Source organism: Pseudomonas fluorescens, assembly GCF_000730425.1.
Lineage (GTDB): Bacteria > Pseudomonadota > Gammaproteobacteria > Pseudomonadales > Pseudomonadaceae > Aquipseudomonas > Aquipseudomonas fluorescens_X.
Genome location: NZ_CP008896.1, coordinates 348,320 through 359,128, shown reverse-complemented (window position 1 = coordinate 359,128; position 10,809 = coordinate 348,320). Strand labels below are relative to the sequence as shown.

General features: G+C 57.9%; 23 protein-coding genes. 19 read left to right on the top strand and 4 right to left on the bottom strand.

Translation table 11 applies throughout. From position 1 onward, the window contains the following. Position 1 precedes the first annotated feature (1 nt). The 4 genes from HZ99_RS01365 to HZ99_RS01345 all read right to left on the bottom strand — a co-directional run bounded on the left by HZ99_RS01365 (position 2) and on the right by HZ99_RS01345 (position 1,950). The gene (locus HZ99_RS01365) at positions 2 to 325 is read right to left on the bottom strand and encodes a hypothetical protein (protein ID WP_038440793.1); all 324 of its coding nucleotides are present in this window, start codon (positions 323 to 325) and stop codon (positions 2 to 4) included. Further along, the gene (locus tag HZ99_RS01360) at positions 322 to 1,170 is read right to left on the bottom strand and encodes a hypothetical protein (RefSeq protein ID WP_038440792.1); all 849 of its coding nucleotides are present in this window, start codon (positions 1,168 to 1,170) and stop codon (positions 322 to 324) included. Before HZ99_RS01360 ends, HZ99_RS01365 begins: the two co-directional genes overlap by 4 nt. Before the next feature lie 334 nt (positions 1,171 to 1,504). Further along, positions 1,505 to 1,693 carry a hypothetical protein gene (locus tag HZ99_RS01350; RefSeq protein ID WP_038440788.1) on the bottom strand — a complete coding sequence of 63 codons (189 nt, stop codon included), beginning with the start codon at positions 1,691 to 1,693 and terminating at the stop codon, positions 1,505 to 1,507. Between the two features lie 29 nt (positions 1,694 to 1,722). Then, positions 1,723 to 1,950, bottom strand: coding sequence for a helix-turn-helix transcriptional regulator (locus HZ99_RS01345; protein WP_038440786.1), 228 nt, complete (start codon positions 1,948 to 1,950; stop codon positions 1,723 to 1,725). A gap of 109 nt (positions 1,951 to 2,059) precedes the next feature. Here HZ99_RS01345 and HZ99_RS01340 point away from each other — a divergent pair, with 109 nt between their 5' ends. The 19 genes from HZ99_RS01340 to HZ99_RS01265 all read left to right on the top strand — a co-directional run bounded on the left by HZ99_RS01340 (position 2,060) and on the right by HZ99_RS01265 (position 10,740). Next, positions 2,060 to 2,785: a LexA family transcriptional regulator gene (locus tag HZ99_RS01340; RefSeq protein ID WP_038440785.1), complete on the top strand. Its 726-nt coding sequence runs from the start codon at positions 2,060 to 2,062 to the stop codon at positions 2,783 to 2,785. A 498-nt stretch (positions 2,786 to 3,283) separates the two neighbouring features. Continuing rightward, the gene (locus tag HZ99_RS01335) at positions 3,284 to 3,496 is read left to right on the top strand and encodes a hypothetical protein (protein ID WP_038440783.1); all 213 of its coding nucleotides are present in this window, start codon (positions 3,284 to 3,286) and stop codon (positions 3,494 to 3,496) included. Between the two features lie 4 nt (positions 3,497 to 3,500). Further along, the gene (locus HZ99_RS01330; protein WP_038440781.1) at positions 3,501 to 3,707 is read left to right on the top strand and encodes a hypothetical protein; all 207 of its coding nucleotides are present in this window, start codon (positions 3,501 to 3,503) and stop codon (positions 3,705 to 3,707) included. A 410-nt stretch (positions 3,708 to 4,117) separates the two neighbouring features. Next, complete coding sequence (locus HZ99_RS27490; RefSeq protein WP_080727642.1) at positions 4,118 to 4,309, top strand: hypothetical protein; 192 nt, start codon at positions 4,118 to 4,120, stop codon at positions 4,307 to 4,309. A gap of 28 nt (positions 4,310 to 4,337) precedes the next feature. Continuing rightward, positions 4,338 to 4,583 (top strand): hypothetical protein, encoded by a 246-nt coding sequence (locus tag HZ99_RS01325; protein ID WP_051902976.1) that lies wholly within the window; start codon positions 4,338 to 4,340, stop codon positions 4,581 to 4,583. A gap of 21 nt (positions 4,584 to 4,604) precedes the next feature. After that, positions 4,605 to 4,850: a DUF551 domain-containing protein gene (locus HZ99_RS01320; protein WP_034135948.1), complete on the top strand. Its 246-nt coding sequence runs from the start codon at positions 4,605 to 4,607 to the stop codon at positions 4,848 to 4,850. 19 nt (positions 4,851 to 4,869) lie between these two features. Next, positions 4,870 to 5,130 (top strand): hypothetical protein, encoded by a 261-nt coding sequence (locus HZ99_RS01315; RefSeq protein ID WP_038440777.1) that lies wholly within the window; start codon positions 4,870 to 4,872, stop codon positions 5,128 to 5,130. A 21-nt stretch (positions 5,131 to 5,151) separates the two neighbouring features. Beyond that, positions 5,152 to 5,439 (top strand): hypothetical protein, encoded by a 288-nt coding sequence (locus HZ99_RS01310; protein ID WP_038440775.1) that lies wholly within the window; start codon positions 5,152 to 5,154, stop codon positions 5,437 to 5,439. Further along, complete coding sequence (locus HZ99_RS01305) at positions 5,436 to 5,672, top strand: hypothetical protein (protein ID WP_038440773.1); 237 nt, start codon at positions 5,436 to 5,438, stop codon at positions 5,670 to 5,672. Before HZ99_RS01310 ends, HZ99_RS01305 begins: the two co-directional genes overlap by 4 nt. Beyond that, a complete protein-coding gene (locus tag HZ99_RS28920; protein ID WP_164485197.1) occupies positions 5,669 to 5,818 on the top strand; it encodes a hypothetical protein in 150 nt (49 codons plus the stop codon). Before HZ99_RS01305 ends, HZ99_RS28920 begins: the two co-directional genes overlap by 4 nt. Next, positions 5,815 to 6,360: a hypothetical protein gene (locus HZ99_RS01300; protein ID WP_038440771.1), complete on the top strand. Its 546-nt coding sequence runs from the start codon at positions 5,815 to 5,817 to the stop codon at positions 6,358 to 6,360. Before HZ99_RS28920 ends, HZ99_RS01300 begins: the two co-directional genes overlap by 4 nt. Next, complete coding sequence (locus tag HZ99_RS01295) at positions 6,357 to 6,554, top strand: hypothetical protein (protein ID WP_038440770.1); 198 nt, start codon at positions 6,357 to 6,359, stop codon at positions 6,552 to 6,554. Before HZ99_RS01300 ends, HZ99_RS01295 begins: the two co-directional genes overlap by 4 nt. Further along, positions 6,551 to 6,925, top strand: a complete 375-nt coding sequence (locus HZ99_RS27320; RefSeq protein ID WP_051902974.1) for a hypothetical protein — start codon at positions 6,551 to 6,553, stop codon at positions 6,923 to 6,925. Before HZ99_RS01295 ends, HZ99_RS27320 begins: the two co-directional genes overlap by 4 nt. Beyond that, positions 6,922 to 7,056 (top strand): hypothetical protein, encoded by a 135-nt coding sequence (locus HZ99_RS29360; protein ID WP_268745954.1) that lies wholly within the window; start codon positions 6,922 to 6,924, stop codon positions 7,054 to 7,056. The genes HZ99_RS27320 and HZ99_RS29360 overlap by 4 nt, the downstream gene beginning before the upstream one ends. Before the next feature lie 212 nt (positions 7,057 to 7,268). Continuing rightward, on the top strand, positions 7,269 to 8,465 hold the full coding sequence (locus tag HZ99_RS01285; protein WP_038440769.1) for a hypothetical protein: 1,197 nt from the start codon (positions 7,269 to 7,271) through the stop codon (positions 8,463 to 8,465). 7 nt (positions 8,466 to 8,472) lie between these two features. Further along, positions 8,473 to 9,393, top strand: a complete 921-nt coding sequence (locus HZ99_RS01280) for a hypothetical protein (RefSeq protein WP_038440768.1) — start codon at positions 8,473 to 8,475, stop codon at positions 9,391 to 9,393. Then, positions 9,390 to 10,034, top strand: coding sequence for a lambda exonuclease family protein (locus tag HZ99_RS01275; protein WP_038440767.1), 645 nt, complete (start codon positions 9,390 to 9,392; stop codon positions 10,032 to 10,034). Before HZ99_RS01280 ends, HZ99_RS01275 begins: the two co-directional genes overlap by 4 nt. Next, positions 10,031 to 10,273, top strand: a complete 243-nt coding sequence (locus HZ99_RS01270) for a hypothetical protein (protein WP_038440766.1) — start codon at positions 10,031 to 10,033, stop codon at positions 10,271 to 10,273. Before HZ99_RS01275 ends, HZ99_RS01270 begins: the two co-directional genes overlap by 4 nt. Next, positions 10,270 to 10,740, top strand: a complete 471-nt coding sequence (locus HZ99_RS01265) for a hypothetical protein (RefSeq protein ID WP_038440764.1) — start codon at positions 10,270 to 10,272, stop codon at positions 10,738 to 10,740. Before HZ99_RS01270 ends, HZ99_RS01265 begins: the two co-directional genes overlap by 4 nt. Positions 10,741 to 10,809 lie beyond the last annotated feature (69 nt).

The window sequence follows — 10,809 nt, the reverse complement described above, 5'->3', positions numbered from 1 at the left end:
CTCATGCGGCACCCCGCATAGCCTTGGCATGGCTGGATGCGTCAAGGGCTCGCAACGCAGTGTGGTGACGGCGCTGGGCGTTGTACTCGGCCTTCTTGGCAGCGCGAACACGCTGGAACTGCGCCTCGGTGAAATCCATCACAGGAAGGAAGGCGTCGTTGTAGGGGGCGAACTTCCCATCAGGTCGGCCATGGGCTCGGAAGTAGGTGTCGTACAGCGAGCGCAATTCAGCCTTGAGGGCCTTTTTAGTGGTCTGCGCCTGGAACAGCTCAAGGGCTGTCAGGGCTGCGCGCTCGATCAGTTGCTGGTAGGTAGGGGCTTTCATGCCAGGTCCTCCTCGGTCGCCTTGCAGTGGCAGAACTGGCCGTCCCACGTTTTCTTCATAGGGAGCTTCTGTGCCATGTAGAGGTCGTGCAGGCGCTTGGCCCCCTCTTTCAGCAGGATCGGTGTGTACTTGGCGAAGGTATCCATGCCCTCGTTCGAGATATTGGTAACTTTCTCGGTGAGGTACTTGTCGCGGGCGATTGAGCCGACCCGGAACTTGACCGAGCGCTTTTCGTCTCGCTCCGAGTTGAAGATCCACTTTCGGGCCAGTAGCGCGTTGTTGACCTGCTGGCAGTTCACACCATTCAGGCGCTTGCAGAACTGCGTAGGGGTCATGCCCACCTGGAAGATTGATTCAAGGCTGGCGATCTTCTCGGCCTGCTGGTGGTTCTCGATAGCGAGGGCGGCGTTCTGCTCTTCAAGGTCGGCAGCCAGGCGCAGTGCATCAGCCCGCGTTTTAGGGACTGAAAAGACCCCGGAAGAAATAGACTCTTCAAGTGCTGTCATCTTGTCGAACACCAGAGCTTGAAGCTCATAGCTGTACGACATAGCCATCAGACAGGCTTCGCGTTTTGGGAAGGTGTAGATGCGACGAATTACCCGGCCGCCGCTACCGTTGGCGTAGGAGTCAGTTCCCAAAAAATTGGGAGCTGCTTTCCCGATGACCCGAGGCACTTTCGCCATGAAGTGATCGTGACGAAGATCAGGCTGCCCGTCCTCTTTGGTTGAGTTTATGAAATCCACCAGCTCGAGACTGGTCATGGAAACTGTCCGCGCCACGTTTTGCGATTGCAGAAAACGTGGCGCGGATTCGTTGGTGTTGACGATTGATTGGGGAATAGGCATTATTCGCTCCAGAACGTTTTTGAATGTGCTGCACGAAAAGCCACCATTGCCCGGTGGCTTTTTTGTGCGTCCGATTTACTGCTTGGTTGTTTCACTGGCAGATCCTCAATAGTCCCTGGGGGACTTATCAGCCCTTGCGTCCTATGGAAGCGACGTTGCTCCGGCTCTTTGGTGGCCGGGTCATTCGATCAAGCGCCCGGTTCATAATTGTTGCGGCCAGCTCTTCGGGGGTTACTCCGTTGCGTCTGGCCAACAACTCCAGATCAGCGACTCCCTGCCAATCGAGCTGGATTTCCAGCGGTTTTCTTTCAGGCACAGGGCCTCCTGGGCCACTTCAGGCCACATCAGTCTTCGCGTTAAACTCTTCCATCATCTGGTTCAGTCCACGCTCAAGGATTTCTCGGGCAAGAACGGCTTTCTGTGTGCGCTGGAAACGGGCCATGGCAGTGAGCAGATCGTCGGCCACCTCGTCGAGGCGGACCTTTGTGGGCTTGTCGTGCATGTGGCTTGGGTCGAAGTGCATGTGTGTGTCGCTCCTGGCTTAAAAAGTAATTAAGCGGCTGTAAGGGCCGGGATATTCAGTGGCGGGAAAACGTCATCCAGGGTCACGGCGGCCCCGCTGGCATTGAGGGCGTCGACAATGCGTCGGCACTCTTCAAGTCCTGGCTTGCGGCGGTCGTTCTCGTAATGAGCGATAGCGCCTTGGGTCAGGCCTACCGTTTTGGCCAGTGCGGCCTGGGTGACGCCGACCTTTTCGCGAATCGTCTTCATGTTGGACATAGGGTTTCTCCGTATTCTTGAGCAGATATTACTTTCTGTAATTTTATTGCGCAAGCGGCATTACGCGCTGTGACTGGCGCGAGGGTATACAGGGCGTAATGATGTGCAGATGAAGAAATGGTACGAACTGGCAAAGGCCAGAATGAAGGAACTCGAGATCACCCAGGATCAGGTCGCCGAACAGATGGGCGTCACCCAGGGTGCGGTCGCTCATTGGCTTGGCGGTCGCAGAGAACCATCACTTGAAAAGATCAGCGCCCTTTTGGAATATCTGGGACTTGCCTCTGTGTTCCGCGAGAACGGCGCCCCCTCGCCCGCGCAACGACCCGTTGAGGCGAATGCTGAGTACCTGGGGGATATGGCGGTATGGAGTGATGGCGATCCTCTGGAAGAGGATGAGTGTGCAGTCCCCTACTATGCAGAAGTCGAATTTGCCGGCGGAGACGGTATGACAGTTGTGATGGAGGTTGCAGACAGGACGCTTCGTTTCAGCAGCGCCACCTTGAGAGCAGCAGGTGTTGAGTGTGAGAACGCGGCGGTGGCCAGGGTTCGCGGCAAAAGCATGGAAAAACTGATCTTGGATGGCGCGGCTATCGGCTTCGACCGCGCCGACACATCGGTCATCGACGGCGAGATCTATGCCTTCAACCACGAAGGCATGCTTCGCGTAAAATATCTGTACCGGCTCCCTGGTGGCGCTATAAGGATACGCAGCGAGAACGCCGATGAATTCCCCGACGAGATAATGACCTCGGAGCAATACCGCGAAGAGATCAAGATGCTTGGCCGGGTCTTCTGGTGGTCAACCGTCCGCCGATCCCCCAAAAAGAAGTAGACCAAACCGCCAAATAGGCCCGCCACTGAGCGGGCTTTTTTATGCCCGCGATTCGGCGGCAATCCTGCCCCGGCATAATTTATTACGGAACCTCAAAAATTTATTACATCGAGTATTGACGATGATTATTACAGCGCGTAATGTTCACTCCATCGAGTCACCCAACAGGGACTCGCCAGGGCCTACCAAGACCCGCCGCAACACAGGCAGCGATGCCAGGCAGACGCCGAACGCTCTTTTACAACTTGACGTGACCCAACGACGTACCGGCAACCCCGGTGGTGAGAAAGCTAAACCGTCGTCCATGCAGCCTCTGGTAGCTGCCGTACTCCCACATGTGAGTACGCGAAACCACGCTTCCAAACCGGAACAGCATCGAACACGAAATGTGCGACGCCGGTGAGAGACGACTCGGAAGTGTTGCGTGGTGGAGAAAACAGATTTCCTCGATGACCTTGGCGACAGGGTCATCCGGAAAATCATTGAAAGGGGAAAGGAATGAATATCTCAGTTTTGAATTTCGACGCCGGCAAGATCGACGTCAACCCGACTAGTCGCACGTTTATGGCTGTCTCGGCATTCGATGCAGACGGCGCAACGGTGCTGGAAAACTTCGAAGTTGAGCAAGTCGTCAATCACTTTGGTGTTGAGGCGCTGCTTGACGAAATCGGCGAGCAGGTAGTTCGCCGCCACTTTGGTATTGAGGGATAAGCAAATGGCGCGTTTCTATATCGACAGCAGCCTGAGCAACGGTAAACGCCTCGACTGGCTCGTAGCACCTGACAAGGGCGACACCGCCGACAGCATCGTCATCGAGGTTCGCCGAGCGGCGATGAAGAAGTTCGGCGACGGTGTCTGGTTCAACCGCTGGACGCACAGAGTGGAGAGCAATGGCTTCGTCACTGTGCAAATGCATGCATAACCGATTTCACTGGCTGGCCTTCTGATCAGGGCCAGATGGGAAATCATAGGTGGCCACTGCCTTCCCAGTGAGCGAACGTTAGGAGTGATCGCCATGAAGTAGATCAACGATTCACCTGCGTGGCGTAGCAAGCCTGAAGGCTTCGCCCAACACCCTAACAGGCAGCGGAAAGCAGGGTCGTCGATGTCACCGCGCATCATCCGAAAGGTAGGCCCAACCCAAATGACGAAGAACACCGCAGGCGAGTCCGAGGGCATAGCTGGCCAGACTCGACACATCCCGGGCAGTGCCGGGCGCCTGCACCCTTCCCCGCCTCTATTACGTCAGCACTCCTCCCCCGCGCCCATCGGCAACCAGCGGGAGGCATGAGTGTTGACGAATACAGGTGAACCAAATCCACGGAGACATTCATGAGCGAGCAACGAGCCCCTTTCCCACGGTCGGTCGACAACGCTGACCAGATGAACCTACCCGAGGGCAAGACCTGCGGTGACTGCGTGCATTGCCGCCGCTGCACGCTGATGTTCGGCCACATCCCAGCTGACGAATCTTGCGACTGGAGCCCTTCACGCTTTCGTGAAGCAGTCATCGCTACCGCCTAACCGGGTGAACCAACGAATGGAGAGAGTCATGAGCAAAGACAACAGCGAGCCAGCGTTTCCGGCTCCAGAAGCGTCAATGGAGCATTACGGCAAAGCTGACGGATACACCGGCATGAGCCTGCGCGACTACTTCGCAGCCAAGGCGATAACGGCGCTTATTGAGCCTGCTTACAGCGACATTGGAACTAATTTTTTCACAGAGGCCGATGCTGACAGTAGAGCAAAACTCGCATACATCGTGGCCGACGCCATGCTCGCCGCCCGTTCCGCCTAACCCCAAACACTGGAGGTCGCCATGAGCGATTGGATCAAGGTTGAAGACAGGCTTCCGGGGTTTCCGATTGAGGTAATCGTGGCTTACCACTCCGACGCTGATGGCGAGCCATGCCTGGATACGGGCTTGGCAATTCTTCATCCGGACGGAATCTGGCGCGGCGCTGGTGTGTTTTACCAGCTTGGGCAGGTTCAAAAGTTCGCTATCCGGGAATGCATCAAAAAAGTAACCCACTGGCAGCCACTCCCCGCCCCGCCCACCGAATAACGCCACCTTGGAGGTATCTATGGCCAGCACTTACGAATATTGGACGATCAAGGACGGCGAAGACATTGCCATCAACCTGAGCGTTGTTTCCTTTTCTCAGTCGAAAGGGAATTTTAGCTGCCGGGCTGCTGATCCTGAGGAGTACTTCGGTCATTGCGAAATCGAGTGGGAGTCGAAAGACGACACCAGCTTCATGACTGAACCCGAGATCGCCTCAATGGAGGAATGGCTTGTGAATGAGCATTCCGAATACCTTGCCGATCAAGACTACTACGACTAACCCGCAACTCTGGAGGCATCCATGGAACACGAAATAGTTGTTGAGGGGTTTGTCCTCCAGGTGGGGGTGACCCATTGCGTGAATGAACCGCCCTGCCATGGCAGCTGGAACAGCGACTGGGATGCCCATGGCTGTCGCGAGCTGGAATTCAAGCTTGTTTCGGGCATCTGCTACGACGAAGACGGCGTGCGGATGGATGTGCCGGACTATCAACTGCCGGTGCTGGCCCACCAGTACGGGCCGCAGATCACGCTGGCGCTGTGGGTTGAGATCGACGCCATCAAGCGCCGGCAACGGTGGGCAGCATGAGCCGTGCAAACGTTATCGCGGTGGGCATGATCGATGCTCGCTTCGAATGCATCCGCAACGGCGACACGTCGTCTCAGTTGTTCGCCGAAACCAGCATGGCCATGGAAATGGCCTACGCGTTGGGCGCCATCGATGACGGCGAATTCTTCCACTACAAGGAACGCTACAACCGCCTGTATCAAACCCAGGCTGAAGCGTTTCTTGCGGATATCCGAGCGAGGTCTGCGCAATGAACACCATGACCCTGGCATTTACCCACAAGTCCTGGCTCGGCGCCCTGTCGCTGGCCTATGACGCTGGTATCGAAAACGTCCACGCCTGGAGCCGCCGGGCCTGCCTGTGCGGTGAGTGGACTGTCGCTTATGAGGTGAAGGCATGAACATTGATTGGAGCAAGGCGCCAGCCTGGGCGGTCGGCCATGCGCTGCATGCGTTCGGCGGTGAAATTCGTGAAGTGTGGGTCGGCGAGCATCAATACCAAAGGCTTGATCAGCCCAAACCGTTTCCCTACGGCGGCGGTAACAGCGATCACCGTCACAACCCGCGCCGGTCTGAGTTTCATTTTGAGCAGTTGCGTCCCGCCCTCTGGACCGGCGAAGGCCTGCCGCCTGTTGGGACGGTGTGTGAAACTAACGTCGACGGCACATGGGAGGAATCGACGGTACTTGCCCACCATCGCGAAATGGCAATCGTCTTCCGGTACTCACTCGAGCATGAAGCCCACATGTACGACCCTGTCGGCGAGTCGCAAGTCCGCCTCATCCGCACGCCCGAGCAGATCGCGGCGGAAGAGCGTGAGAAAGCCATCGCCGAAATGGTGTATGGCGGCTGTGGCTGCGATCAAAGCGACGGCACTACAACGGCATTTGTTATTTGCAGGCTTCTCTACGACGCGGGCTACCGCAAGCAGGTTTCGGAATGAGCGATCACCAACTGCTGGAAGAATTCCAGGCGTATTGCGACAAGCAGCTCATCAAGCCGCGCAATATTTACTTCCAGTTCTGGCGGGATTCTAGGGCAAGCGTTAATGCAGAGATTGAAGCGCTGCGCAAAGAGTGCGCACGACTCACTGAGGATAACCGTGGCCTGCTGGAAGACTTCGAGGGTGCGCTATGAGCGAACACAGAGAATTGGAGCCGTGCCCGTACTGCGGCGGGCATGCAAGCCTCTCAAAAGTCGCTCGCGACTGGTATCGAATCGCAGCAGATCACGTAACAGGCTGCCCGCTTGAAGACTTCCAGCTTGACTGCCCTCAGTCCGATGACCAGTTACCGCTGCTGCTGCACGACTGGAACACTCGGGTAGATCGGCGTCCGGCCAGTTCCTCCGAGTTAGACAAGATCAAGGACGAGCTAGAGACGCTGCGCATCGACGCCGCTCGCTTCCAGTTCATCGCGCAGGACGCCGAGTCTAGCCTTGAGCGCATCTATGGCGATAACTGGCTAGGGGTTGTGGACCAACTCATGGGTATGGGAGAAAAGCCGTGAGCAAGCCAAAGCTGCACTACTACGACTCGGACGGCGGCACCGAGTCTGATGCGGATCATCCCGACACCCTGTTTTGCGGTACGGAGAGTGGCGATCCGCAACTGACAACGAATCGAGATCAGGTCACCTGAAAGCGCTGCATCAACATCATGAAGTTCTTTGGCTGGGAGCCGAAGCTATGACCACCCACCAGCGGCACCGGCGCCGCGCCATCCGCTGGGCCTTCTTCATCACCGGCCTGATCTTCTACGCCGTCCTGTTCCTGGGCCCCGCTATCGGCGGCCTGATAACCGAATAAACCCCAAACCTTCAATCGCTGCGAGCATCGCGGCAAGGATTCCCCATGTCCGCAGAACAACAACTGGCGATCCTGCCAGCCAAAGAAGTAGCCCTGGCAGTATTCAGCGCCCCTAACGGCCTGGACCCATACCTTCAGAGCGTCCGTGAAGAAATCGACAAGTTCAACGCCTCGGCACCTGACGTGAAAACCAAAAAGGGCCAAGACGCGTATCGCTCGATTGCTTACAGCCTGGCGGGATCAAAAACGAAACTCGACAGCCTGGGCAAAGAGCTCGTCGCAGAACTGAAGGATGTACCGAAAAAGATCGACGCCGAGCGCAAGCGCGTTCGTGAGCTGCTGAGCACGTGGCAAGAGGAAGTTCGCAAGCCGCTGACTGACTGGGAAGCCGCCGAGCAGGCTCGCAAGGATCGGCACGTCGATGCCGTACAGGCAATTGCGGATTTTGCCTTGGATCTGTCGGACGTCACCGCCGCGCAACTTCTTGAGTCTATCGCCTCGGTTGAGGCGGTGAAGATGGGCGAGCACTGGGAAGAGTTCGAGGCTGATGCTGCCCGCACCAAGGATCAGGTTCTGGACAAGTTGCGCACCACCCTCGCCGCCCGCCAGAAATATGAAACCGAACAGGCGGAACTGGTCAGGCTGCGCGCCGAAACAGAAGCGCAGGCCCAGCGCGAGCGCGACGCCCAGATCGCCCGTGAAGCAGAGGATCGTGCCCGCCGCGAAGCCGAGCAGCGTGCACAGGCAGAGCGTGATGCCGCCGCCAAGCGTGAAGCCGAAGCAAAAGCCGCCGCTGATCGCCGCGAGCTGGAGTTGAAGCTGGCTGCTGAGCAATCGGAGCGCGCCGCCGCCCAGGCAGCGCGGGACAAGATCGAATCGGAGCAGCGCGCCGCGCAACAGAAGATCGAAGACGAGCAGCGACATAAGCAAGCGATGGCTCAGGCCGAAGCAGATCGAGTAGCTGCTGAGCAGCGTGCAGAACAAGAGCGCATTGACTCGGAGCGCCGCCAAGCTGAAGCCGCTGAGCGAGCGAGACTCGCAGAGATCGCCCGGGCAAATGCCGCTGCCGACGAGATCAACCGCCAAGCCGCCGCGCGGGAAGCGGACAAGGCGCACAAAGCAAAGATCAACCGCGCCGCGCTGGACGCATTTATCGCCGGCGGTATGCCCGTGGAGTGCGCGAAACAGGCAGTCACCTTGATTGCTCAGCGCAAGATTCCAGCCATCGCCATCACTTACTGAGGTCGTCATGAACGAGATCATTCAAATGCCGGCACGCGAAAGCGCCGGCCTTACTGCTGCCGAGGTTCACCGTTTCTCGGCCGTAGAGATTCGCCAGCGCGTTAACCTGGTGCAGGAAGTGATGCAGGGCATCATGAAGCGGGAAACGCACTACGGCACCATCCCAGGCACCCAGAAACCAACCCTATACAAGCCGGGTGCTGAAGTGCTTTGTGTGACCTTCCGGGTTGCGCAGGAATACCGAATTGAAGATCTTTCCGGCCCAGGTGTAGCGCGCTACCGGGTCACTTGTGTTGGTCGTCACCAGATGACCGGTGTTGCTCTCGGCGAAGGCGTAGGCGAATGCTCGTCCAGCGAAGAGAAGTACAAGTGGCGCGGCGTCATCTGCAAAGCGGAATTGGACGCCACTCCGGAGAATCTGCGCCGGAAGAAATATTACAAAAACGGCAATACGGCCGACCAGATCCGCACCGAACCAGCAGACCTGGCCAACACCATCCTCAAGATGGCCTGCAAGCGGGCCATGATCGCCATGACGCTCAACGTCACTGCGGCATCGGACATCTTCACGCAGGACATCGAAGATCTACCCGAGGAGCTGCGGCCACAGGAGCAGGCTCAGGCTCAGACGCAAAGCCAGAAGGCCGCACAAGTCCCCCATGATCCTGCCCTGTCCGCTCACTGGATTACACAGGCCGAAGCTGCAATCACGCCCGACGCGCTGACAGAAGTTTGGAAGGCCGGGGTGGCTGTCATCAATGACGCCAAGGACACAACAGCCTACGACCTGTTCAAGGCTGCGGTGGTGGCGTGCGGAGTGAAGCTCAAGGCCGCCGAAGAGGCCAAGCCGGAAAGCGAGGACGTCGCAGACCAGCAGCCCGAACCACCAGCCGACGAAGAAGTTGAATTTGAGGAGGTCCCAGAATGATCATCGTGAATTGCGCGCAGGGGTCGGAAGAGTGGCACCAGGAGCGAGCCGGAGTTATCACCGCCAGCATGTTTGGCGATGCTCGAGCCAAACTGAAGTCAGGCCCGAACAAGGGCGAACCAACCGCCAAGGCCCAGGATTATGCATTCCGACTGGCTGTGGAGCGGATCAGCGGCAAGCCCCTTGATGGCGGTTTTGAGACCTGGCAAATGCGCCGCGGGCATGAACTCGAACCACAGGCCCGCATGGAGCATGAAGCTCAAACCGGCTTGATTATCACCCAGGTCGGACTGGTCAAAACCGACGACGGCGCATTTGGCGCCAGTGCAGATGGCTTCATCGGCGAAGATGGCGGCTCGGAGTACAAGTGCTTCCTTGCCCCTGAAAAACTTCGGTCGTTCCACATCGACAATGACGCCAGTGAGATCATGGACCAGGTACAGGGGTGCATGTGGATCACCGGTCGCAAGTGGTGGCACATCGGGATGTACTGCCCTGCCCTTGAATCGGTCGGACGACAGTTGTGGTGGCAGGAATTCAAGCGCGACGACAACTACATCGACAAGCTTGAAGAGGAGCTTTGGGAGTTCAAGCTGCTGGTGGACGGATACGAGGAGAAACTGCGGAGCAAAGCAGCATGATCAGTAACCTGAAATCAGACATCGAGTTCCGGCGCGAGAAAGCGCTGGAGCTTTCCAGTCAGGTACAACGGCACCTTGCCGCTGGCGGAAAACTCACCATCGGCGATAGTCCGGCGATCAATCCAGACCCGGCAAAGCGTTCGGAATTCATCGACCCGGCAACCATTCTCAAGCGCCGCAAGCCGCCCATCACCTGGGCCGAGCGTAACGCGCTGCGCAAACTCGCGGAGGCATTATGAGCAAGCGCAAGGCGCATAACCTGCAGGCGCGAATCGCGCGGTCGTGCCGCTCGCTGCTGGCCGCCAACCACGTCGCAGTGGTCAACATCGACCCCAGCGGGCGCCAGGGCATGATCAACTACAAATCGCTGAAGAACATCGCGCCGGGAAAGATTGGCCAGGCCGTCTGCGGTATCCCCCACCGATGGACGATCTACCTCAGCGCGCTCTGCATCGACACCCGCGGCGACCGCTACAGCAAGTCAGTGGAGGTTGCGCCCGATGGCGTCTACCTCTCCGACCACCTGGAAGACGTGATTGAGCATTGCTACATGAAGCTGCGCGCTGAGGCCAATAAAAGCCAGATGGTGGCTTCGGGCTGGATCGCCATACCCGAATCGATTTCGCTGGATGAGGCGCACGCCGCGCGGATCTTTGAAGCCGTCGGCGCCTGGCATCAGGTAAAGGTCGATTCATGCGCCGCATAGCCCGCACCCAGCAACGCAAACGTCAAACCTGGCTCGCACTGCCGGCCAGCGGAATAGAAGAGGTAGGCC